We start from the raw sequence: 24357 nt of genomic DNA on the forward strand, positions 1-24357 counted from the left end.
CCGTTGTTGATGGAAGCATTCGCCAGTCACCACGCGGACGGATACGTCCTGTTAGACGGCACCGTCACAGAGACCGACCGGGTCCAGGCCGAGGGCCGTTTCTCCGGCAAGGTCCGCTGCAAGGGCGTGAACCTGCAGGTCATCACAGCGGACGAACGAAGTTTCTGTGGCTCTCGTCTGCCCTGTTCGGATACACCCACAACGTCCGGGCCGCCCGTGAGCGCTGCATCGTCGAGGCCTGCGCACAGCCGGACCTCGAGGTTCTCGCCGACAAGGACTACACCGGCACCAGCGGCACCGTCATCACCCCGATCAAGCGCCGGCTGAACACCGAACTGCCCGGCAAACAGAAGAAGCCGAACAAAGTCCACGCCGCCCTGCGGGTATCCGTCGAACAGACCATCTCCCGGATCAAGCAGTGGGGGATCTTCCGCCGCGCCCGCACCAGCCCGAACAGGCTCACGTCATTCGCCGCAGCAATCCCCGCCCTCTGATCTACACGTGAAAAGACTTCCGGCGCCCCACTCCCGAGAGGGAACCCCACATCACTCCTTCTCCCCCGATCGAGGAATTTCCATGGACCCGACATCTCGTCCCGTCGCACCGCTTACCGCTACCGACGACAAGGACGCCAAGAAACCCGCTGGCCACACCTACGTACTCATGGTCGAGCACAGCGCCCAGTTCGGACTCCGCCAGCTTCCTCTCGTCGGTGACGAGATCCCAGAGACGGAAGATGTCAAGTTCTCTGGACTGCGGTTCATCGCCTCTTCCAAGGACCTGCCACCAGAGAAAGCCGAGGCGGTCAACCAGCTACTGGAATCGCTCGGACCAGACCGGCCGTCCCCACTACTGCCAGGCAAGGTAGGCAAAGGGGTTACCCTCGAGACGACCTGCACGGTGTCGCCCCAGCTGGCACACACCTTCCGTTTGCGCCTCGGTGACTCCGGCCGCAGCAAAGACCAGGCTGACATACCCTCTCCTCCGATGAGGGCACAGATCCGGCGCAGTGCCCCGACTGCCCCTGATCCCATTCCTGCGGCGCCGGCTGCAGCATGGCTGAACGTCAACAAGACACTCGGTCCGCTGACAGTGCGCCGGATCGGTGTCGGGTACCACGACCAGGAGCTTTCCGTCCTGACGGACGCGACCATGAAGGCCGGGCCACTGGCCATCGGCGTCGACGGCCTCGGCCTCGGCGTACGGCTGGACAAGCTTTTCAAGGGCGATCTTGATATCGACGGAAGGCTGTCCGGCCTGAGCATCGACTACTCCACGCCTTCCCTGGAGATCGCCGGAGCATTCCTCAAGGGCATACCGCCCGAAGGCTACGACCTGGACATCTCCGGACTGCTCATGGTCAAGGCATCGAAGTACTCTTTCGGCGCTGTCGGCGCCTACCTTCACAAGCCCGGAGGCCGCCCGTCACTGTTCCTGTTCGGCGAGGTCGGCGCCGAGATCGGCGGACCCCCGCCATTCATCGTCACCGGGCTGATGGGCGGCTTCGGCTACAACAGCAGCCTGCGTATCCCCACCCTGGAAGAAGTATCCGGTTTCCCCCTGCTCACCGGCCTCTCCAGCAAGCCCTCCAGCGGCCCCACCCCCGCCGCCACAAGCGCCAAAGACCAGAAGAAGGAACTGCTCACCACACTCGGCAGCCTCACCACCGGCACCAACGCCTGGGTCACACCAGCCGACGGCGAGATCTGGATCGCTGCAGGCCTGACGTTCAAACTTTTCGAACTCATCAACGCCCGCGCGCTCCTCACAGCAGAGTTCGGTTCCGGTTTCACCATCAGCCTCCTCGGCCTGGCTGACGCTTCCTTCCCGCCCGAAGAATCCGGAGTCACAACCCCCAAGTACGCCAACATCGAACTCGAACTGGAAGCGGTCTACAGCACCAAAAAAGCGATGCTGGCCGTCGACGCGCTGCTCACCCCCCGGTCATTCCTCCTCGACCCCGCCTGCCACCTCACCGGCGGATTCGCCCTTCACTGCTGGTTCGACGGCAGCGAACACCCCGGCGACTTCGTCCTCAGCCTCGGCGGCTACCACCCCCAGTTCAAACCCCCTTCCCACTACCCCAACCCACCCCGCCTCGGCATCAACTGGGACGTCAGCGACACCGTCAGCATCAAAGGCGGCTCCTACCTCGCGCTGACCCCCTCCGCATTCATGGTCGGCAGCAGCCTGGACATCCGCTACCACTCCGGAAACGTACGCGCCTGGCTCACCGCCCACATCGACGCCCTCATCCAGTGGAAGCCCTTCCACTTCGACTTCACCGCCGGCATCTCCCTCGGCGCCTCCCTCAACACCCACATCTTCGGCACCTGGACCGTCGAAGTCGGCGCCGACATGCACCTATGGGGACCACCCACCGGCGGCAAAGTCACCGTCCACGTCCTCGGCATCGGTATCACCATCAGCTTCGGCGAACCCGCCACCGCACCCGACCCGAAACTGGACTGGGAAGAGTTCACCACGCTCCTCCCCAAGCGGGAGCAGATCCTGCAGATCCTCCCGGTTAACGGCCTCATGCCTCCTCCTCCTACCCCGGCTGGTTCATCCGCCCCTGCGCCAGGCTTCTGGGTCTTCTCCAGCCACGGATTCACCTTGGAGACCCGTACCGCAGTCCCGGCCTCCGAGCTGGTCATCGGGGGAAAGCCCCTGGCAGAGGAGCTCCAGGACCCCAAGCCGGCCCGGGTGAACATCCGGCCGATGCACGACGCCGGGCAGGGCCTCATATCGCGGCACTGCATCGCTCTCGTGAAACACGGCGACAACGGCGAACGAACCCCATTTGACCCTCGCGGCCACGAGTGGACCGTCAGCGCCCAGCGTGCCCTGGTGCCAAGTGCTCTGTGGGGGCAGTACACCGACGACACGGCATACGTACTGTCTGCCGACAAGCAGCTGGTTGCCGGGCAGATCACCGGCGTCCGTATCACCGCGCCCGGGCCTGTCCCCGGCACCTCCCTGTGTGTGAAGGCTGCCAAGCTGGCAAGCACGGCACTTACCCATGGGATAAACCCGCTGGGTACTGCCGACGACCGTTCCGCAGTTCTTTCCTCCGAACGGAAGGATGGTGTGGTCAAGCTGATCAGCAGCAAGGTGATGGATGCAGATATTGTCCGGAGCCGTACCGACCTGTTCGAGCGGCTGAGGGCATGGGGAATGCCCCTCGGTCCGGACTCGAACGGTGATCTGACGCCCTTCGCTGACCAGGCCGGTCGCCTGTTCGCCGATGAGCCCCTCGTTGCAACCTCCTGATCCCTTCTTTCGCATGTCCCCGAGGTGACCTCATGCCCCGTACTCCCGCCCCCGGCCCGACCTCGCAGACGGTGAAATTCACCGACGACCTCCGACCCGCAGTAGGGGCCGGCACCTACACCCTCACCGTTACCCAGGAGATCGACAATCTCAATACCTTTGTCGACGGCACCGAATACCTCCAACCAACCACACATGACTTCGTGGTCCGCGCCCCTCAGTTCCACCTGGACGCCAGTTGCGTCCACGCCCTCTATCCCCCACCGGGGATGAACGGGGCCTTCCACTCAGTCCTGCCGCACATCGCCCTCAGTCGCGCCCTGCTCCCATGGGAGCGCTCTCTGGCCCCGGGAAGCACCGATACCGACGGGCCCGCGTGGCTCGCGTTACTCGTGCTGACCCCCGCTGATAAGGTCGTGCCCCGGACCTGGACCGTCCGTGAGGCCCTTGCCGACGATCCCAGCGTTCGCCTCCCTGCCCTGGAGAAGGCTGAATTCACCGCGCAGGAGGAAGCCGGGGCGTGCACCACTGTGGACCTGTCCCCCGCCCTGGCGGCAGCCCTGCTGCCCGCCCGTGCGGATCTGAACCTGCTGGCCCACGTCCGCTCCGGCGGCACCGATGCCACTCGCGACGACACTCCTGCCCAGGACTCTCCTCCTTCCCCAGGCGAGGAACCGTACTCGGTGATCATCGCCAACCGTTTCCCTGCCAAAAGCCCAGGCACCTACACCGCACACCTGGTATCCCTCGAAGGCCACCACACCGTCCTGGGAACCACCCCCGACCGGCCGGTGCGCATGTTCTCCCTGGCTTCGTGGGCCTTCACCTCCCACCCCGACGAAACCGGAGGCTTCGGCCCCCTGGCAGAACACCTCGCTCATCCCGAGCCGGATAAAGACGGACGCACAGGGGTACTGCGCCGCCCCCTGCCCGCCGAGGACGACACTCCCTCCGTTGCACGGCTGCGTGATGGCTACTTACCGCTTGCCCACCACACTGCCCCCGGGCCATGCACCTTCGCCTGGTACCGCGGGCCGCTGATCCCCGTCCCGTCAGTCAGCGCTCCTGTGCCGAAGGTGTGCACCCACCCCTCGCAAGCCCTCATCTATGTCAAGGACAGCGGGGTGTTCGACGTCAGCTACGCCAACGCCTTCAGCCTCGGCCGCGCTCTGGCCCTGGCCGATCCGCACTTCACCACCCAGCTGGCAGCGTTCCGCCGTACTGCCGCCGAACGCCTCGCGCTCATGGCCCAACACGCCAGGTATCCAGTCCTGATGAGACCTGTAAAACCGGCATATACGGTCTTCGTAGAGCCGACCATTCACGAGCGGTGGTACGACGGCGGCACCGTCAAACTCGCCATCCACAACCACACTGCCAGCCCTTTGAAGGTGACGACGCTGGAATTCGACCTGTCACCGGGGCAGACAGCTCGTAATGGCACGCACATCTTGGTTGAACAGAATGGGAACCACGTCACCGGCACGGTTTCGAAGGACTGGCCGCCGATCCCAGCGGGTGAAAACCGTTGGGTGAGCGTAATGATCCAAGGCGACATGGAGCCCTTCCCCGCTAGCTTCAAGGTCAATGGCACTGCTGCAGGCATCCTGGCCCGCAGCAGGCTCACCACCAGGGCCGAAAGTCCGTCCACCGGCGGGACACCTGACCCTCTCGCGATGCTGGACAGCCTCCTCCAGGAGGGGCTCGAGGGTGAACTGTGCCAGCTTTTCACCCCCACCCCTGGTGCCGGTTCCGAGCACCCGCCGCCCAGCAGCGGAGCCCTGCGTCAATCCCCGCCGGTCCTGGACCACCACAGCATCCTGGCCGAAGAAGCACATGACCCCAAGACCACGCTCGGTCAGCCCGCCGCGCACATCCTGCCGTGGCTGAACAGCCTGGCCCTGCTGACGCCGGTGCCGTTCGCCCATCTCGTCCCCGACCCGACCATGCTTCCGGACGAAAGCCTGCGCTTCTTCCACATCGACGAGACGTGGCAGCGAGTGCTGCGGGACGGCGCCCTGAGCATCGGAAGAAACCGCAGCGAACAAGGTCCGGTTGACAAAATCCTCTCCGAACTGGTCTCCCCTCAGGAGCCCTCGGCGCCCGCCGCCGGGATCCTCATCCGCTCCGCCCTGGTACGCGGCTGGCCCGCTCTGACCGTCACAGCCACCGACCAGGACAGCAACCAGCTGAAGGCATTGCGCTATGAACGCCTGGACCAGGACACACTCCTGGTCCTTTTCGACGGCGTCCCTCAAACCATCGAACTGGCCGAGCCCCACCAGGGACTGCACTTCGGCGTCACCACTGAGAACACCATCGAATTACGCAGTGTCAGCCCCGACAACGCTGGCGACCAGGAAACAACGCTCGCACCCATGGAGGTGAAGGACTTCCTCCGCCGGTCTGCCGACGGCATCGAAACCCTCCGCGCTGCAGACCTCGCGGAATCCATCGCCCGAGCACTCAGGCCCGGCGGGAGCAACTCCCTCACGCCCTCCGAGTTCGCCCTCCAGATGATCAAATCATCGGAAAAAATCACCCTGCAACGCCCCTGACCACTGGAGGACTCGCCATGGACCAGCCCAGCACACTCCAGGACGGCCTTGTCGTCCCTGTCAAGCTCTCAGCCCTGATCGTCAACGAAGCTGTCCAGACACACTGGAACTTCCAGCGCTGGCAGCTCAACTTCCACCGCCTTAACCTGCACCTGAACCCTGAACCTGACCCCTTCGGCGACCTCGATCTCGGCATGAGCTCCGACGTCAGCCGCCAAGGCGTGTACCTGCAATGGGAGATCCCCGACGCACTGCGCCGCGGCACCCACGACGCGGACAAGGACACCACTTCCTTCCCCGTGGTCCCCAATCGCTGGCTGATCGTCCGCCGCTGCAGCGATATCAAGATGTGGGTCGTTGAAAGCGACCATCTCGACCGCATCACCGGAACCTCCCCTTTCCTGTACACCGACCGCGACGGGGTCCGCCGGATCACCTGTATCGGCCGCGAGGTGGAAACCACCGACCAGCCCTGGGCCGAGCCCGATCCGCCTGCCGAAGCATGGAAACCCGAGCCCGGTACGTTCCTGACCGCGCACGGACCTGGCATCCCGGCCTTCAGCCAGTACCAGCCCTATAACGAGAACGTCTTCTCCTTCCATGACCCACTCGACGACCACAGGCATACTGACGAAAAATTCAGCTACCTGGTCGTCGGCTGGTACTCGGCCCCTGGCTGCGACCCGCTCGCCGCGGCTAACAGTGCGGAGGGCCTCAGCCGGATACTCACTGACTTCCACTGGGAGCAGGTCCGGCCTGGCCAGGGCACAGCCCAGCGTTCCTATTACGCGGGCATGACCTGTCTGGTGGACTGGCACCCCGACAAGCTGCCCGGAAGCACCTCCCTGGAAACTCGCGTCGCCGTGGGCAACAGTTCACTGGATGCGCTGGTCGCGATGGTCGAGTCCAACAGTTCACCCGATTCCGTACTGGCCTCCTCATCCGCTCTGCTGGAAGCCCTCCAGTACGGGATGCTCGACAAAATCTCCCAGCCTGACGGCATGCTGGACTTGGAGCAGCAGATACAGAAGCAATGGTTCACTCACGCGCCCGGCGGATTCCTGTGGCAGATCACTGACGCTGCCAAGGCCGCCGACAGCATCCCAGCGGTCAACGAAAAGCAGCGTACTGCCCTGGCTGAACTAAACGATGCCCAGGCCGCCTATGACACAGCGGTGAGGGAACTCCATGACCTGCGCCGCCAGCTCTACGATGCCTGGTGGCTGCACAGTCTGCCCGTCCTACCCCGTGACCTGGACTACGGCGTGTTTGCCCGCAAAATCGATCCGAAGGCCGACGGCAGTCTCGCCCAGCGCGTCCGCGAGGAGATCGAGAGGATCGGCGAGCCTGTTTCTGTCAACGGCCAAGCTCGCAGTGCCCGCGCAGACAGCCTGGCCTTCCGTGTCCAGGAGCGTGTCGAACGGCTGATCGGCCTTGGCCTGACCCTTGTCACCAACGACCCCCCCGCTCCCGGAGGGCTGCTTCTCAGGCGTGCCCCGGCGGCCCCGTTCCATACCCCGCAAGACCCTGTCGTTCTCATCTGCGGCGCCGGCATGCACGAACCGATGGACACCGCCACCACCGTGCCATGCCGCCCCGTCGAAGCAATTGCCCCACCGAGACCAGGCGACGAGCACAAAGCCACCATCGACGGCCTGCTCGCCAACGTCCCCGCACCCGTACGCGCATTAGCACACGAATCAGCCTGGTACACGACAGGCAACACGGACAAGGCGGAACTGCCCGACGGGGCCATCCCTCCGCCGGCTTTCGTCCTGTGCCCCTGGACCCAGCCCTGGCAGCCGCTGTATCTGGAATGGCAGGTGCGGTATTACCCGATCCCCCACACAGCGAGCAACGGCAAACCGAACTGGGCCTTCAACGGCAAACGCTACGAGTGGAAATCACAGGAAGGCGATGAAAAGCCCCAGATCCACATCACACTCAACGGCCGCTCCATGCTCAGCGCCCACACCGCGTTCAACATGGCAGCCCGCATCCGCCAGCACGCCAAACACCACCCCGACAGCAACGTCCGCGACCGCCTGGAAAAATTCGCCGACTCCACCAGGGAATGGGACCTGCTCGCCCAGTCCCTGGGGGGCTTCACCGCCCAGCTCGCCTGCCACGACCAGTCCCGAAACGTACAACCAGACGGCGAACTGCGCGACCTCGTCGGACCAGGCTGGCGCAGCGCACCCGACCCCGGCCCGCTTCCCCAGCCGTTCAAAAACTATCCTTCTTCGCCCTTCCAGCAGATCCGAGCCGGGCAGTTCGAGTTCACCGAGCTCAAGATCGTCGACCGCTTCGGGCGCGCCCACGTCATCATCGAACAGAACCAGGAAAAACAGTGGGCGCCGGAGAGAACATCCGACACCACCCCCAGCAAGGACGAGGTGACTGGACTCGACAAACGCGGAGTGCATCTGCGGCCCCGCCTCGTCCAAGGCGCACGCCTGTGCTTCGACCTCGTCGACACAACCAACGACGGCATCCGGGTAGACCACGACCCCCGGGCCAACCCAGTCTGCGGATGGCTGCAACCCAACCATATCGACCAAGCCCTCGCCTGCTACACACCCGACGGCAGAGCGCTAGGAGAACTCCGCCCCGTCACCAACACGGCCGGTACCACCGACGTGACCTGGTACCCACTGCCCGGGTCTCCCGCCGGAACCTTCGAAAGCCTGTCAGAGCAGATGCCCCACCTGCACCGTTTCCTCAACCCCATCCGCACCGGGGGCACAGCTGCACTCGCTGCGGTACTCCGCTCCATCGACAACACACTCAACAGCATCCACCCCGGTACCGCCCATGCCGACACCACACCCGCTGTTCTCGCAGGGCGGCCACTGGCCCTCGTCCGCAGCCGACTGTCCCTCGAACTCGACTCGCGCCCCATCACCGACCCCACCTGGCAGCACGTACTTGACCGCCCAGCACCCGAATTCCCCAACTACGAATGGCCAGTACAGCTCGGCGAGTACGACCGGCTCGGCGACGGCCTGCTGGCATACCAGCACGACACACACGGCCCCATTTTCACCGTCCACCCCACAGAAGACGACAGTGCATTCCTCAAAGCCATCACCCCCAGCAACTACCCCCGTCTCAAAGCCCACCACCATCCCCATACCAGAAACTTGGCCGACCCTGAGGCTCTCTACCTCACCTTGCTCCTCGACCCGTCCGCACAAGCCCACGCAACCACCGGCATCGTCCCCACAGCCAGCCTGAGCCTGCCCGCCCGCTTCACTCAGCACCCGCTCAACACCCTTGAGGTGTTCTTCCGCGCCGGTCCCCTCCTCACAGTCACCCGCACCACTGACAACGGACACGGCCAGGCACCGGACACCGTCCTGGCAGCCCCGCGCCCATCACTACGCGTCGGCACCTGGAACTGGACCGAACACTCCCCTGACGGCACAGCCGTCACTCTGCCTCTGGTACCCGCCGACACACAGCCCCGGGCCAGCGACACCCCGCCCGCTGTACGCAACGGGCTCCTTAAACTCACCCCTGCCTCACCCGGCGAACCCGGCAACACCCCATGACCACCTCTGCGCCCCCGCGCCACTCTGAATACGGAGAGCCCAAATGACTACTGCACCCCCCCGTAAAGCCCTGACCACAGCAGTCCTCACCGACCCCGTCCCACTCGCTATCAGCCAGCCCGCCGCGCTGGACATCATCATCTCCAACGGCGGACAGCGCGAAGTTTACTGCGACCAGATCATCGTGATACTCCCGGCAGGCACTCTGGCTCAAGATCTCATTAAAACCAGCGAAAAAATACAGGCGTCAGCCAACGACCGTCCCAGAGCCTGGAGCTTCAGCGAGGTTGAAGACGGTGTCCTGGAAGGCATCCCCACCGGGGAAGAATACGTCTTCCCCGGCGCAAACAAAAAGATCATATTCAAATCTTCGGATAGCAATTCCTTTACCGAGAACGGACTGCGCCTACACCTGGATGGTTTCAGCGTCAACAGTGAAGTCGGCACCGCCACCATCGCAGTCCGCACCCATATAAGGAATCCAGGTGACACTGACTACGCATGGGAGACGGAATACCACAGACTCGATAAATATCCGGCCCGGCCCGACCTCGTCCCCCTCGCCAACCTCCGCATCGTCAAAGGAGACCAAAGTGGCGACACAATAGTCACTCAAGTCGGAAAAGGCGATAAATTCACCCTCAAATGGGACGGACCCGACACCGACTACACCCTACACAGCCCTGCCATCTTCAAAGGCGAGGTGACACTCCCTAGCGCTACCCGCTTCTACGTCGTGGAGGGAGGCGTTGAGCGCGACACCACCTTTACCCTCCACGCCACATACCAGAAAGACACGCACCAACGCACCGCCTATCTCACCACGACCATAGGAGTCACCAACCCTATCATCGAATCCGCAACGATAGGAACAGCGCAAATCACACAAAAACTTACAGCAGGAAATGTTGAGTGCAGTAATGTCACGGCAACAGGGGTCATTGAAGGTAAATCCAGCATTACAGCAGCGGGATACATCGAGAGTAAATCCAACATTACAGCAGCGGGATACATCGAGAGTAAATCCAACATTACAGCAGTAGGATACCTTTGGTCCAAACAAAGGCTATACCTGGGCACCGACAAGGACTACAATTCGATCAGCCATGTTGCCGGTGGAGGCTTCAAAGCAGACGCCACATTCACCACAAATGGAATCGACACGGGAAGCATTACAGCAACGGGCCTCACGGTCAACGGCAACGCAAGCATCACCAAGAACCTCAGCACCACCGGGAGCATGACAGCAGCAAATAGCCTGACCGTAAGCGGGTCACTCACGACAAACGGAGACGTGTCCTTCAAGGGCATGAAAAAGCTCTACGTGGACTCCAGGTCCAACATATTTGGGGGTTGGCAGAAGCTGCCTCTATCCGGGGGAGGAGGAACTTTTACGGCCCCATCGGACGGTCTCGTTATTGTCACATTTCAGGCTAACTATAAAAGCGGAGTAGTTGGAGGCGTGACCATAACTACGGGTGAGGTGTCGGTTTCCGGCTATGTGGTTGCCAGCAACTGGAACTACTACGACACATGCACCCTGCCTGTAAAAAGGGATCACGAATTCAAGATTACCACACTGGAACGACTCTCAAGTATATCCGCCTATTGGATTCCGCTCGGCTCGGGCGGATTTTAAAAACAATGCCGAGAAGATAGAGTCTCGACAGGCATGTCATGCGGCTTAGGGAAGCTGCTGTAAAGCATCGGGATTCCGCGTAGTGTGGATGTCAGCCAAGATGCCGTTCCTGCAGTGTCGTGTGGGGCCTCAAAGAGATAGTTGGCAGAAGAGTCCCGGGAGAGGCTTGAAGGTGGCTCGGGACATTCTTGACGGCGTCGCAGCTGATCCTGGATCATGAACGGCTATAGAAGAGGGAGACGCATCCGGGCAGCATGGCCCGGTATTGCTGGTTGAACAGCGGTACCGGGCGGTGCTTGAGTTGCGCGGCGGCTCACCGGTCAGCGAGGTGGCCATCTCGTGCGGCGTGTCACGCCAGGCGGTCTGCACGTGGACGTCGAAGTACGAGCCGAGGGTTTCAAGGGCTGCGGGAGAAAGTCCTGGCTTCCGCGAACGAGCCTGATACCGGCTTCCGGCTGAGGTCGAGGCGCTGGGGTGCCCGGCGAATAGCCTTATAGGATCGCGCGGACGAGCCCTGCCACGGCGCCGTCGCAGGCGACGGTGCACCGCGATCTTGAACGCAACGGGCTCATCCGGCACCAGAAGCAGCAGAACCGCAAGTGCAAACGTTGGCAGCGCGAGACACCGATGCACCTGTGGCAGCTGGACCTGGCCGGCGGGATCTTCCTGGCCGACGGCCGCGAGTGCAAGATGCTCACCGGGATCAGTGATCACTCCCGGTTCGTCGTCATCACCACCGTCCTGGCCGTGCCGTCCGGCCGGGCAGTCGCCGACGGGTTCGTGCGCGCGATGCGTACCTACGGGGTGCCAACCGAGATCCTCACCGACAACGGCAAACAGTTCACCGGCCGGTTCGCCAGACCCCGCACCGCCGAGGTGCTGTTCGAGCGCGCCTACCGGGAGAACGGCGTCACCGCGAACCTTTCTCATCGCTGTCCTGGGGTGGCCAGGCTGGCGAAGGAGGTGATGGCCCTCGATGAGGAGATCGCCGAGACCGACGCCCTGATCGAGGGCCGGTTTCGCGACCACCCGCACGCCGAGGCCATCCTGAGCATGCCTGGCCTCGGCCCGGTCCTGGGCGCCGAGTTCATCGCCCACACCGGCCGCGACATGAGTATCTTCGGCAGCCCCGACCGCCTGGCGGTGTCGCCGGCCTGGCACCCGGTCCCCAAGGACTCCGGGCGCATCAGCGGCAACATGCGCAGGCCCCGGCACTACTGCCGCCGCCTGATGCAGGTCTTCTACATCTCCGCCCAGGTCGCCGCCCGGTGCTGTCCCACATCCAAAGCCTTCCACGACCGCAAACGAGCCGAGAAGAAGAGCCATAAGCAAGCCGTCATTGCCATCGCACGACGGCGCCTGAACGTCCTGTGGGCCCTCATACGCGACGGCCACACTTTCGAAACCACTCCGCCCCCTGGGCTGAACTGCTCACAGTGGGCCACCAACCAGGGTTGACAACCAACATTGGGAATCAGTAAGGCGTCCGCCTGAATGGCATTCATCCGCAAAGGCGCCGACCATGCGTGCAACTCGATAACTCCCCAGGAGCAGTTATGGGTAATCCAGAGCCGGGACAGCTCACCCTCAGTGATATAGCCAGCGTCCCGGGGCTCGGCCGCGAAAAGGGCGAAAAGCTGGCCCGCCCCAACGACGAGCGATATGTGCGGACGTCCGCGAAGGACTTTAAGGGGCGGCGGATCTATACACTATCGAAGGACAATGAAGGGAAAAACGAAGTAAAACTTCCCGCGAATATCCTGTGGTGTCAGAAGAATTACTGGTACGCACCCGAGGAAGGTCACGAGGAGATCTGGGTAGGGTCGGCGCGGCCGGAGTGGTACTGGGAGACAGTGGCCACGGCGGTTGCGTCTTACAGGAAGCCGGGCGGCAGTGAGGACGCGGATCTCCTGACGGAGGGGTTCCGCTGCGTCTTACTCGCGGTCTCGGCGGTACTGAAGGTGACCGCGCCCGAGGTGCTCCCAGGCATCGCGGACCGCGTCCACTTCCTGGCGGAGGATGGAATCGACCGGGTGCTCAGAATCGATTCCGTCCTGTCTGCGGAGCTGAACTGGGACAGTGTCCTCCCGTCAAGCGAGTTCGGCCAGCTAGGCAAGCAGCCGGAAGGTGAGACGCTGCTGAAGAGGCTTCGGGAATCCGGAGTCGTCGTGCACCCCAGTTCGGGCGAGACATCGCACAACCCCGCTGTGAGCCGGGCCCGGAGTGTGGCAGTCTTCAAGGAAATCAAAGAAGACGCACCACCGGAATCCATCACGTACCACCTCGCCCTGAAGGCCGACCGGCACCCCAAGGCACGCCGGCATCTGCTGGCCCATGAACTCACCCATGCACAATCCCGCCGCGGCTGCGGATTGCAAGCCGAGAGCACGGACGTCGACGAGGCGTACACGGAGACCCTCGCGCGGATGGTGACGGACACGATCACGGCCGTCGAGTTGGGCCTCAGTGGCTCCGATCTCAAAAACACCGAGAAACGGAACATCCTCGCCGGAGAAGTCCAGTACAACGTCTACTGCGAAGCATCCCGCGCGACCGAGCAGGAAAAGGGAGCGCTCCGCTACCAGAAGAACATATGGGGCCTGGTCAAGGTCTCGCTCGATGCCGACCCTACCGGCAAGACCCTGAGCGCACCGCTCACAGAGCAGCTGGCGCGCTATCTGGAGCCCGATGCTCCCGCCCTTCCCGTGGTATTGAAGGTGGTTGCCGGGGAGCCAGATGATTTGGCGGTCCGGAACCAGGCCGAGGTCAGGGACGCGAAGTCCGTCGGGGGCAGCTCCTCTGGAGGGGCACCGCAACCTGATGGTTCGGCAGTTCGATCAGTTGCGCCATCATTGGCCACGGGGGCGTCCTCGCAGGCGACCGGGATCATGGATATGCGGGCCAGAAGCCCGGAACTGTCAACTAGCGACTGTGAAACCGCAGGTATGGAAGGGGCCGCTGGTACCTCCAGAAGAGCCACACCCCAGCCCGTCTCGCTGGAGCTGTTTCTCCCCGACACGGACGAGGCCGACTATCACCTACTGCAGGTGCATGGGACCGACGGCGGACGTGCCCGTACGGCCCTGATCGACGGCGGATGCGTAGGGGCTGCCGATGCCGCGGTGCACGCAGAGAAGTTGGCCAAGGTGCTCGCCCGGCTGCCCAGGGGTTCAACAAACCGTCCCGTACTGGACCTGGTACTGCTCACCGGCGACGTGCCCCGGCGCTACAACCTGCTGCCCGCCGTCACCAGGGATCTCGAGATCGGAGCCGTCCACTACGCGGGGGCGCCCGGACGGGACAAGGCACCCCTGCCGCTGACCGGCAACAGCATCTCCCAGTGGCTCACGGCCCACAACGCACGCCCCTTCCCCGCCGCGTACAGCTGCCCCGACCGCCCCTTCGCTACGCTGGGCCCCGCCGCTCTCCAGGTACTCGGCGCCAATCTGTCGGCGAGCAGCACCGATTCGGCGGGCGGCAGTGCCATGGTGCTGGTGTCCGCCGGGGGTCTGCGCCTGGTGCTGACCTCGGACACCGACGCGGCGGCGGCGCAGACGGCCGCCGCCCTGTGCGCGGTGCCCACGGGCCCGCGGCTGTTCACCGCACCTGCGGCGCTGACGGTGGTCTCCGGCCGACCAGACCGGGACGCGGCACGCGCCTGGCCGTGGCAGGCACCAGTCGGCTCACCGCTGCTGCTGCCGGTGGCCGCCACAAGCGACCGGCCTACCGAGCCCGGAACTCCCGCCCGGTGGACAGCCGTAGCCTCCGTCGACCCAAAAGCGCAGCCATTGGCCACCGTGATCCTGCAACTACCGGAAACCACGCTGACGATCCCTCCCCCTGAAGATGACGGAGGAAGCTCATGACCGGGCCCACGCGACAGCAGATCCTGGACCACATCACCGACAAGGTGCTCAGCCTTCCCGCCGACGAGCTCGGCACCTCCTTCGCGGAGCTGTGGGACTGCCTCAGTGGCGCGGACACGGTGACGGCAACCGAGGTCGAGATCTCCCCCCGAGACCAGACATTGGCTGTGCGGGGCACCGTCGCTCTTCCCGGGCAGGATCCCGTCCAAGCTCACTTTCTCTTCACCGGGGACCCTGTCACCTCGCTGACGCTGCGCCTGCCCCGCCCCGGCTGGACTTACGGCGACACTGAGCGGAGCTACGATCTGGCGGCGGTGCGCAAAGCGCTGTATCCGCAAGGCAGCGCCACGCCGCCGACGCCGACGGCGGTCATCACCGCCCCTCTGGGCGGTGCATACACCTCGTGTGTCGAACTGCCCCTCACCGTCTCCGGGGGCACATCGTTCGTGCTGCTGCTGTCCCAGGAGGAGGATGAGCAGAGGCTGGTGCTCGTCTCACCGCCGGACCAGACGGCACCGCTTTCCTCCCTGGACGAGCTGATCAAGCTGCCCCAGCTGAAGAGCTGTGCGTTCACTGTCCCCTCAGAGATCCCCATGACGGGTCTGCGTCTGGGGGCGCTGCGGTTCGTCGTCGACCCACGCGGCTCCCGTCTCGAATCCGTGCAGATCCAGGTGCTGACGCCCGACTGGGAGATCTCGAAAGACGTCTCCGTACTGGCGCTGAGGCACGTGGCGATCGGCTTCACCGTCGCGTTTCCCCCTGCACCGGCGCCCCCGGCGGTGTCGGCGGGCCTCAGCGCGACCGTCGCGCTTGCGGGAACGGAGGTGAACGTCTCGGTGGCCTTGCCCCAGATGGACCTGTCCTTCGTGGGCTATTTGCCGGACGCCTCGATGTCCGGGGCCTTGCCGGCGGCGGCACAGCAGCAGTGGAACGGCACCGGGTTGTCACTCGAGAAGCCGGGCATCAGTATCTACGGCGAGGCGAATCTGCTCCGCAAGTCCTGGACGCTCGGGTGCCGTTGGGATGGATCGCTGAGCACCGGGAAGACGAGTTTGGACGGACTCACGGTCGAGACGTCAGACCAGGGCGCAGGCCTGACGGTTACCGCAGGCGCGCGGGCGGAGATCGCCGGGGCGCGCTGCGCGGTGACGCTCGTGAAGGCCGACGGTTGGGAATTCCAGGGCACGGTAAGTGATGTGGATGTGCCTGCCGTGCTCGAATGGATGGGCATCCCGGTCCCCGCGCAGATCACTCTCGACGCGGTGAGCGTCATCTACTCCTTCACCTCTGGCGACTTCACCGCCATGTGTGACGCCTCACTGAAATTCCAGGACCTGTTCCTGGAACTCGGCGTCGTTGCGGAGAAGACTGCCCAAGGGACGGGGCTGAACGCCGGACTGCTGATCGATGACTTCTCCTCCCCCGATGTCTTCCCCCTGCTCTTCACTGGAAGTTCTGCGTTCAGCCAGAAGAACGTAGAGGTCGAGCTTGGCTGGAAGAACGTCACGCCGCTGCCGGTGGCCCGGCTCGTCCGATATTTCGGGGCGTCACTGCCGGCTGAGTTCCCGGAGGAAATCCTGCCAGAGATCAAGGAGGCGAAATTAATCTACACCAGTGTGCAGGACACTTCGAATCTCGTGCTGGGTTTCAATTCCCCCTGGACGTCCTGCAGCCTGGTCGCGACAAAGCAATGACACAGTGGCACAGATTGGACTTTTTCTCATGCTCGACGACGTTATGCTGAACGAACCGACAGTAAGCGGAACCACGCTAGGCGATCCCGTACTGAGTAATCTGCCCAAGATTCCCGTGTTCCCCTACCTCCGGCGCCCGGTGCCGCCTCATGTGTTCCGCTTCGACCTGCGGGAGCCAACGGAGCTGTTTCAGGATGGGTTCTGGGCCTGGGGGGTCGGGTTCGATCTGTGCCGACATGTGGCCGGATTCAGTGCGTATCAGCGCCGAAGCGGCTTCGTGAGCACGGCTTCGGACGTAACCACTGCCTTGAACATGTTCATCAGCTGGAAGGTCAGCAAGGCTGATCTGACCAAGGCATGGGGTATCGACGTGAAGCTGGCCAAGTACATGAGTGACTACAGCCGAATCGTCGAACAGGCCAGCGATCCGGAGCTCCGTGCACAGCTGAGCCTGAACCCGGCAGCGAGACTCAAGATCCTTATAGACCTCCAAAAGAAGGAGCTCGAGACGCTCAAAAAGGCCCAGACGGCGGCCGAGAATCGGAAGGCCGCCGGATGGGTGGAGGGGTGGCTGTATGTGATCAAGCCGGATCCGCACTATGTGAGCGTCGAGGAAAATCTTCAAAACCCGCAGCGCCGCCGGCTGTCCGGGCCGCGCGCAGTCAAACTGTCCCGCGAGGCTACGGAATGGGATGCCGTACTGCATATTCCTCCGCAGCTCATCAGGCAGGCGATAAAGGTCAGGTTTACCCGGATCAAGACCGCTCCGAGACAGATCGCCAAACTGGTCTATGATGTCGGACTCGATATCGCCACCAACACGTCGTTCGACGAGAAATACCAATTCGATCCGTACGAGTTATCCCAGGGCCGGTATCTTGGACTCATCGGATACTGGGCCCCGGTGGACACGAAGACCACCCCCACCATCTACGCCCCCGGCTCCACGAATTTCGTCAAGCTCACGAAGGAACAGTGGGAAGGAAAGGCAGAATTCAACCAGCCGGGCGGACCACGGTATCCTTTCGGACGACCTGCTGAAGTAGCCCCGGCCTACCCGGCGTTTGCCGCGAAACCCTGAAAACGCATCTCCCCAGAATAACTGAAAAAGTCTGGTGATCTCGGAGCGGTGCTGGTCAGCTGAGCCTGGTTCCACCGTGTGATGGCCGCCCTGTGGGCAGCAAGTCAGCCCTGAGGCCCGCCTGGTGCAGGGCCATAGATGTGATTCGTAGACGGTTCCGGTGTGCTTCTGATTCTTCTTCGGGGTGACGCAGGTGGCGGATTCGGGTATGCCGGCTGGGATGCGGTATCCCGATGAGGTGACCTGTCCCCTGATCAGCGGGCCGCCAGCGCGCCGGGCACGTGTGCCTCAAGGCTGCGGAGTTGTCTGAGAAGTGGGTGGCTCCGCCTCGGCATCACGCAGACGTGGGCCATCCTGCGGCAGTTGGGCGTCGGCCCCGGATCCCGGTGCGCCGAGCCGCCGAGCCGCCGAACGGGACGACGCGGCCTTGGCGGTGTGGTTGAAGAGGTGTGGCCGCACATGGAAAAACAGTGAGGGGCTGGGATGCCTGGCTGTGCTTCGGGACGAGTCCATGCAAGGCCTGCGGCCACAAAAGCACGCGCCTGGTCCCACCGAGGCGTCACACCCGTGGTCCGGACCCGTGTCAGGGTCTCCGGACGGATCTGCATGGCCGGTCTCGTCTGCTGCAGGCCTGGCGAGCGCATGCGGCTGGTCTACCAGATGATCGTCCACCTTGGCCGCAGGAACACAGAAAGAGAGGCTTTCGCGAGGACGGCTTCGCCCGCCCCCTCGACACGGCCCACCAGCAGCTCGGCGGGAACCTCGTACTGGTACAGGACAACTCGAAGCAGCACACAGCACCTGACTGGCGGCCTCCCGGATCCCTCCCCGTACGCACCGGACCTCAACCCCGCTGAGGGTGTGTGGTCGCACCTCAAATGTGCCCTAGCCAACATGGCCGCCTGCGGCATCGACGCCCTCGCCGATTTGACCCGGGTCAGACTCAGAAAATGTAGCACCGCCCCGGCCTCCTCAACAGCTTCATCACCGAAACCGGACTCACCCTCAATAGCCCATGACGTCACTCCCGGAGACGGAGGATCAGAAGCACACGAAGCTCCCAGTGCAGGCAGTCGATCTTGGTCGACAACCCATCTACCGGGAGCTTCGCCACTACGCACAGCCCAACCGCCCGTCCCCCTCACATCAGGTTGGGACGGGCAACTCATCCTGTCAGCCGTTGCTATGCCTTGCTGTAAGCCTCACGAATACCAGCTGGTACGCGACCACGATCGTTCACGTTGTACCCGTTCTTCTTGGCCCAGGCACGGATCTTGGCAGTGTCTTCAGCAGGCCGGGTTCCAGCGCCCCGGTCCGACGACTTCTTACCCTTCCCCTGCTTGCGACCGGCCTTCACGAAGGGGGCCACCGCTTCGAGCAACCTCTCGTAGCTGTCTGGCCCGAGATCGACTTCATATGCCACACCATCCAGGGAGAAGATGTGAGTTTCCGCCTCTGCGGACTCCTGGCCCGTGAGGTCGTCGGTGTAGATGGTGATGATTTTCTGCGCCATGGGGAAACTATAGAGTATGTGAGGCCAGGGCGCCTGATTTTCCACAAAATAGAAAGCTCCGTTCTGCAGAGGATTCTGTACGGCCCATGTCTCCTTAAATCCTTCTCGCCTCAAGCGCCAGGCAGTCTCGATGATATGAACGGTGGCGACAGCCCTGCCGACGTGGTTTGTGTCCTCACACTTCCCCGCCGCCGCACGGTGACTGCGTTCGGATAGCTTCCTGACCAGAGAACGAAAAGACCCTCAGTCTGACACATGCCCGAAGGCTCCGACTTGCGGTCAATTGGCCACATCAGACTGCATTGCCTCTCGGTCACCACCGTCAAAGACTTCCAGACTGGCACCCAATACGGAACGCAGTCTTCGCTGATTGCAGAAGCCCTCAATGAACTGGGATTTTCCCTTCGGAGTGACGGCGGATCAGCCTGCGGATGCATGACGGTGTGGTGAGGTATCCCAATGGGGGTGCCCTCGGGGCACCAGGCCGTAAGAGAGCAAGTCCGTTTTGAGACTGCCGGGTTGCCTGCCGTAGAGGCTTCTCTGCCAGTGGCGGCCGGGCGGATGCCTGTGTCGCGGAAGCCGGCCCATGCCTGGCAATACGGCCCAGCTGGAGGGCGGTGCGGAGTCTCTGCACTCGAAGGAGCCATCGGGCGGGCCTCGCGGATGAACCCGAAATCTGGCCGCGCAGGGAAAGACACTGAGGGACCAGGGCACGTGGCTGCGCTTCGAAGACGAGTCAAGGCAGAGCCACGGCATCAAAGCTGAGAAAAAGCCTTCCGCGAACCGATCTTCGCTCCATCATGACCGCCTCTCCAAAGAAAAATCCTCAGAAGTTGCTGTCCAGTCCAGGAGCCGAGCGCTAGCGCCCTCTCGGAGGTAGTGATTCTGCGTCACATACGCGAATCAACTCTCGAATTCCCTGACACCAAACATACTCAAGAGCGATGAGAGGAATTTTCGCGGGACCGCCGAGGTCTCTTGGGCCATTAGCCAGCTGAGGGAATCCGAAAGATCAGCCATTTGAGACTCGGACAGCCTTTCCAAGACGGACGCCATCCCTTCCAGCTCTTTAATGGAAACCGTCGGGTCGAGTTGATCTTCCTCCGCAGAGGATAGGAACCAGGCGAGATTGACGGAAATTTCCGTCAACGCGTGCGTGAGCGAAGGGTAGGTAGGCAAGAATTCACGCCCCTCAGTCCTAGGTATACGATTTCGAGATCCAGCCCGGCTCATAGAATTAGGCGCCAGCGCCTTACGCTTTCACTTATTCCTGACACTCCGGACCATGCTGGGTCCGAATCCTCTTAGAAGTTTGGAAACCCCATGAAGTCCGGACAGGTAGATCCAGGGATAGACGCGGTCACCCATGACCAGCAATACGCTCGTCGCCCCGCCTCTAGATCAACTACCATGGGGTCCACAGGAATACTTACAGGCCCATGCAGAAGTAGTCAACGCTTTCCAGGGGCAGTGCTGAACAGAGCAGTCGCCGATTGAGCACCCCTTCATTTCCTTCCTGAAGCGCCTGGTCTTACTGTACCCCGGGCGCAACAGAAGGTCTGGATACGCTGTCGTGTCGCACCACAAGAACCTGCTGGCAAGTCATTTCGTTTGCGTGATCTTGCCGGACCAGAGTGAGGCGGCAACAAAGCTTGTTGAGCGGCTGAGCCGCCATCGATGGACCGACGAAACGCACCATGACATGACTCCCGGGACGCCGCAGCCCGCGCCCTCACCTGCTGCTGCAGACTCACCAGCCAGACGGTCCCTAAACTAAAGTTGTACGCACGTGTACGAATAAAGCTTTTAACGACGGATACGATCGTGTGAGGCTCAAGGGCAAGTGCAGGATGCATCATAGACAGGTAAACGCATCTGCCCATACCGAAGTAGGTTTCGTGAAGCGCGTCAACTCACGCCACGGGCATCTTCTTACCTCCGCCCTCGGCAGCACAGTCACCAGATCGATCGCTACGACTGGCGTAACACAAGCTGGCCCCAACTTTCAAGAGTGGGGATTTAGCTCAGGAAGCAGATCGCAGCATCAAACAATCATCCCGCTTGAAAACTTGAGCCAGCGTGACACGTCCAATTAGCTCTCCTGATATCGACCCGCTCTCCAGACGACGACTCCCCCGCTACCTCATGGGGCTCCACACTCTCGCCAGTTGGTACCAAAGAGCGGCCTGTAGCGATGTTGATCCTGAACTGTTTTTCATCGCAGGAAGAAGGGAAGGAGAGCAAACCGAGATAGCTCTCAAGATATGCGGTTCATGTCCCGTTACAAACGAATGCCTGGAACATGCGCAGAAAGCCCCAGAGCCATACGGAATTTGGGGAGGTACGACTGCGCGAGAACGTGGCTGGGACAGCTTGGGAAAACGTCGATTCAAGATTTCGAGCAACAGCACCCCTTGCTGAAATTCTTTCATCCTGGTTCTGGGGGGTGAAACGGGCTGGCCAGAGGAGTGGTGTGACGACGCGAGGCTCCTGGTCGTTTGCGCTGGTGCTCTCTACGCACCATGCTTCGTCCCAAGGAACCCTGCTTGATCCCGCATCAAGCCACGCTCGACGTCTCCTATCAGCTGGTCGAGCATGTCTCGTAGCAGATCCACGCCCGTCAGCGTGAGCTCGACACCCGGTCTTCAATGCGGAAGAACGAGACGTTCGCACAGGTCGGTGCCGATTTCGGTGTCCCGGAGTCCACAGCCTGCCGATACCCTTGAGGCCCTCGCGATCTGGGTACCCGGGCCCGCGGGCGGCCCTGGTGGGCCTGGGTAAGGGCGACTTCGCCGTCGTTGACGGGACGCTGATCCCGACCGACCGGGTCGCCGCGGACGAGCCGTACTTCTCGCAGAAGCACCGACGGCACAGCATCAACATGCAGGCCATCACTCGCCCGGACGGGACCCCTCTGTAGCTCTCCCCCGCACTGCCGGGAGGATGCACGACCTGACCGCGGCCCGGGCACACAGAACCCTCCAGGCGTGCCTCACCCGGCAGATCCTCGTCCTGGCCGACCCGCGCCTGCCAGAGAGCCGGCGCCACCGCCCGCACCCACGGCCACGCCAGACTGCGAACCCCCGGCGAACGCGCCTACGCCCGGCTGAAGACCTGACACATCCTGCACCGGACCCGATACTCCACCAAACCGGACCGGAACCATCACCGCTGCAGTCCGCACCCTCCTGACCAGCGACTATTCAGGTTGTAGGGTCGGGGGCTGGCGCGGTGGCGGAGTACATCCGCTCCGTTTCCAGCCCCCGCCGCTTCGAACCGTGCATGCGGTTCTCCCGCACACGGCTCACCGACGCCGTTCACCGGCGGCATTCGGTCTCTCCCGCCAGGGCTTGCCTGCCCTGGGTGCAACGACGGTTCCGTAAGGGCTGATCAGGCCGAGCCGGTTCGAGGACGAGACCGCGAGTACCCACCATCCGAAGGCCCGGCTGCGCCGGTGCTTCTTGCTGATGAAGTGCGCGATCCGCTTCTCTGCGTATCGGCCGATCTTGCTGAAGCGCCGGGCGGAATGGCCGTACTTGAAATACGCCATCCAGCCCCGGAGGAACATGTTGGCCTCCTCCACGATCGCTTCGACTCGCAGCGGGAGCCAGCGCCGTCCGGTGATTTCCCGGATTCGGTCGCGGGCGTGCTGCATGGCCCTGTCCGAGGGCCAGCGGGCGAGGAATTCGAACCGCCGGCGCCCGTGCAGCCCGCGTGAACACACCTGGCGATGGTGAAAACCGAGGAAGTCAAAACCTTCCCCGCCCGTCTGCAGGTGCACGATGCGGGTCTTGGACGCCTTGGGTTCCAGGCCGAGTTGGGCCAGCAGCTCGGTCAGCCGCGCGAGTGCGCGTTCGGCCTGGCTGCGTGACCAGCACATCACGACGGCATCGTCGGCGTAACGCACCAGGATCCCGTCGTGCTCGTCCCAGGCCCGGTCGAGCCGGTGCAGGTAGATGTTGCACAAGACGGGCGAAACAACGCCGCCCTGCGGTGTCCCTGTCACCGGCCGCCGCACCCGCCCGTCCTCCAGCACTCCAGCCCGCAGGATCTGCCGCAGGAGCTTGAGGACGGACTGGTCGCACACGCGCTCCTCAACCGCTTGCATCAACTCGTCATGCGGAATCGCCGAGAAGCACTCGGCGATGTCCGTCTCCACCACCCACCGGCGCCCTCGCGCGTGCTCGTCTACGAGCACCTGCAGGGCATCGTGCGCCGACCGCTTCGGGCGGAACCCGAAGCTGCAGTCGAGCATGTCCGCCTCGAAGACCGGCTCAAGCACGATCTTCAGCGCGGCCTGCACGATCCGGTCGCGAACCGAAGGAATGGAAAGCGGCCTGCGCTCCCCCGCGGTCCCCGGCTTGAGGATCAGCACCCTCCGGGTGGGCAGCGGCCGATACCGGCCCGCCCGCAACTCGCCAGCCAGCTCACCGAGAAGACGGTCAATGCCATACTCCTCAACGTGGGCCAGGGTGGTGTTATCGATGCCTGGTGCGCCATTGTTCGCACGCACCGCAGCCCACGCGCGCCGCAGAACGTCCCTGCGGTGGATCTTGTCTGCCAGCGCATGGAACCGCCGTCCGGGATCGGCCTTGGCCGCCCGGTAAAGCGCATGCTGCAAGGCACGGACCGTATCCGAGGGAGAACGTCCCCCGACGGCGGGAATAGCCACCTGGGCACTCACCGGGCCCCTCCTTCACACCACACGCACCGACGAAGCAGTGGCCCTTCCCTCACCGGGAGTTGTGTTGTCTCCCGGCTGCAACCGGTACTACGGCCACCTCCGACGCCCACCCGGCCCGCGCCCACTTCCCGGGATCGCCGGTTATAGGACGCGCCGCTTCCGATGACGAATATCCGCAGGTCATCGGGCCGGGGAGGGCCTCCCCAGTTCCCGCCGCCACCTTCGATACGTTCCGCGCCCCATACGCCGGGGAGTCCTTCACGGCTGCCCGTCCAGGATCTTCACCGCTTCCATGGCCTTCGCCCCGATTTCGAGAGGCTCGGCACTCCCTCGTTCCACCCGAAAGGGTGGCTGAGTAACGACGCCGCAGGCTTCGCGTGATGCTACGGACCGTATCGTCGCTCCCCCTTTACAGGGCCTTTGACGCTGGGCTTCGACGCCGGACGTTTCCCTCCGACGCCGCCAGCCTGCTACCGGGCCTCCTGGCAGCTACCC

Annotated in this window: 13 protein-coding genes and 3 pseudogenes; 13 read left to right on the forward strand and 3 right to left on the reverse strand. The window is 63.2% G+C overall.

Features of this window, described 5'->3' with window-relative positions; translation table 11 throughout:
* The first annotated feature begins 182 nt into the window (after nucleotides 1-182).
* The 11 genes and pseudogenes from DXZ73_RS40395 (at nucleotide 183) to DXZ73_RS00415 (ending at nucleotide 17665) form a co-directional block, all read left to right on the forward strand.
* Nucleotides 183-494: a transposase family protein gene (locus tag DXZ73_RS40395; RefSeq protein ID WP_425315897.1), complete on the forward strand. Its 312-nt coding sequence runs from the start codon at nucleotides 183-185 to the stop codon at nucleotides 492-494.
* 82 nt (nucleotides 495-576) lie between these two features.
* Nucleotides 577-3273, forward strand: coding sequence for a DUF6603 domain-containing protein (locus DXZ73_RS00380; RefSeq protein ID WP_162889904.1), 2697 nt, complete (start codon nucleotides 577-579; stop codon nucleotides 3271-3273).
* Nucleotides 3274-3305: 32 nt separating this feature from the next.
* Nucleotides 3306-5831, forward strand: coding sequence for a cellulose binding domain-containing protein (locus DXZ73_RS00385; RefSeq protein WP_116209063.1), 2526 nt, complete (start codon nucleotides 3306-3308; stop codon nucleotides 5829-5831).
* 17 nt (nucleotides 5832-5848) lie between these two features.
* A complete protein-coding gene (locus DXZ73_RS00390; RefSeq protein ID WP_116209064.1) occupies nucleotides 5849-9385 on the forward strand; it encodes a hypothetical protein in 3537 nt (1178 codons plus the stop codon).
* A gap of 43 nt (nucleotides 9386-9428) precedes the next feature.
* Complete coding sequence (locus DXZ73_RS37745; RefSeq protein WP_162889905.1) at nucleotides 9429-11024, forward strand: hypothetical protein; 1596 nt, start codon at nucleotides 9429-9431, stop codon at nucleotides 11022-11024.
* A 265-nt stretch (nucleotides 11025-11289) separates the two neighbouring features.
* On the forward strand, nucleotides 11290-11466 hold the full coding sequence (locus tag DXZ73_RS00395) for a helix-turn-helix domain-containing protein (protein WP_162889906.1): 177 nt from the start codon (nucleotides 11290-11292) through the stop codon (nucleotides 11464-11466).
* Between the two features lie 185 nt (nucleotides 11467-11651).
* Nucleotides 11652-11894: pseudogene (locus DXZ73_RS40230) on the forward strand (DDE-type integrase/transposase/recombinase); the annotation flags it as partial.
* Nucleotides 11895-11966: 72 nt separating this feature from the next.
* Nucleotides 11967-12482, forward strand: a pseudogene (locus tag DXZ73_RS38980) (transposase); the annotation flags it as partial.
* A gap of 98 nt (nucleotides 12483-12580) precedes the next feature.
* Nucleotides 12581-14890 carry a hypothetical protein gene (locus DXZ73_RS00405; RefSeq protein ID WP_162889907.1) on the forward strand — a complete coding sequence of 770 codons (2310 nt, stop codon included), beginning with the start codon at nucleotides 12581-12583 and terminating at the stop codon, nucleotides 14888-14890.
* Nucleotides 14887-16584 (forward strand): hypothetical protein, encoded by a 1698-nt coding sequence (locus tag DXZ73_RS00410; protein WP_116209071.1) that lies wholly within the window; start codon nucleotides 14887-14889, stop codon nucleotides 16582-16584. Before DXZ73_RS00405 ends, DXZ73_RS00410 begins: the two co-directional genes overlap by 4 nt.
* 28 nt (nucleotides 16585-16612) lie before the next feature.
* Nucleotides 16613-17665, forward strand: a complete 1053-nt coding sequence (locus DXZ73_RS00415) for a hypothetical protein (protein ID WP_116209073.1) — start codon at nucleotides 16613-16615, stop codon at nucleotides 17663-17665.
* A gap of 653 nt (nucleotides 17666-18318) precedes the next feature.
* On the opposite strand, the gene DXZ73_RS37750 is transcribed toward DXZ73_RS00415, so the two are convergent.
* Both DXZ73_RS37750 and DXZ73_RS00420 read right to left on the reverse strand, forming a co-directional pair.
* Nucleotides 18319-18459, reverse strand: a complete 141-nt coding sequence (locus DXZ73_RS37750) for a hypothetical protein (RefSeq protein ID WP_162889908.1) — start codon at nucleotides 18457-18459, stop codon at nucleotides 18319-18321.
* A gap of 389 nt (nucleotides 18460-18848) precedes the next feature.
* Entirely contained in the window at nucleotides 18849-19178 is a 330-nt protein-coding gene (locus DXZ73_RS00420) for a histone-like nucleoid-structuring protein Lsr2 (protein ID WP_116215332.1), read from the reverse strand.
* A 2145-nt stretch (nucleotides 19179-21323) separates the two neighbouring features.
* On the opposite strand from DXZ73_RS00420, the gene DXZ73_RS00430 reads away from it, so the two are divergent.
* On the forward strand, nucleotides 21324-21599 hold the full coding sequence (locus DXZ73_RS00430) for a WhiB family transcriptional regulator (protein WP_116209076.1): 276 nt from the start codon (nucleotides 21324-21326) through the stop codon (nucleotides 21597-21599).
* 101 nt (nucleotides 21600-21700) lie between these two features.
* A pseudogene (locus DXZ73_RS00435) lies at nucleotides 21701-22387 on the forward strand (transposase family protein); the annotation flags it as partial.
* Between the two features lie 95 nt (nucleotides 22388-22482).
* Here DXZ73_RS00435 and ltrA read toward each other — a convergent pair.
* Nucleotides 22483-23799, reverse strand: a complete 1317-nt coding sequence (gene ltrA, locus DXZ73_RS00440) for a group II intron reverse transcriptase/maturase (RefSeq protein ID WP_205519306.1) — start codon at nucleotides 23797-23799, stop codon at nucleotides 22483-22485.
* Between the last annotated feature and the right edge of the window lie 558 nt (nucleotides 23800-24357).

Source organism: Streptoverticillium olivoreticuli subsp. olivoreticuli (genome assembly GCF_003391135.1).
Classification (GTDB): domain Bacteria; phylum Actinomycetota; class Actinomycetes; order Streptomycetales; family Streptomycetaceae; genus Streptomyces; species Streptomyces blastmyceticus.

Bases quoted from the DNA above. Each gene is read 5' to 3' on its own strand.
- DXZ73_RS00380 (WP_162889904.1), top strand. From the start codon at position 577: ATGGACCCGACATCTCGTCCCGTCGCACCGCTTACCGCTACCGACGAC.
- DXZ73_RS00385 (WP_116209063.1), top strand. From the start codon at position 3,306: ATGCCCCGTACTCCCGCCCCCGGCCCGACCTCGCAGACGGTGAAATTC.
- DXZ73_RS00390 (WP_116209064.1), top strand. From the start codon at position 5,849: ATGGACCAGCCCAGCACACTCCAGGACGGCCTTGTCGTCCCTGTCAAG.
- DXZ73_RS37745 (WP_162889905.1), top strand. From the start codon at position 9,429: ATGACTACTGCACCCCCCCGTAAAGCCCTGACCACAGCAGTCCTCACC.
- DXZ73_RS00405 (WP_162889907.1), top strand. From the start codon at position 12,581: ATGGGTAATCCAGAGCCGGGACAGCTCACCCTCAGTGATATAGCCAGC.
- DXZ73_RS00410 (WP_116209071.1), top strand. From the start codon at position 14,887: ATGACCGGGCCCACGCGACAGCAGATCCTGGACCACATCACCGACAAG.
- DXZ73_RS00415 (WP_116209073.1), top strand. From the start codon at position 16,613: ATGCTCGACGACGTTATGCTGAACGAACCGACAGTAAGCGGAACCACG.
- DXZ73_RS00420 (WP_116215332.1), bottom strand. From the start codon at position 19,178: ATGGCGCAGAAAATCATCACCATCTACACCGACGACCTCACGGGCCAG.
- DXZ73_RS00430 (WP_116209076.1), top strand. From the start codon at position 21,324: ATGGGGCTCCACACTCTCGCCAGTTGGTACCAAAGAGCGGCCTGTAGC.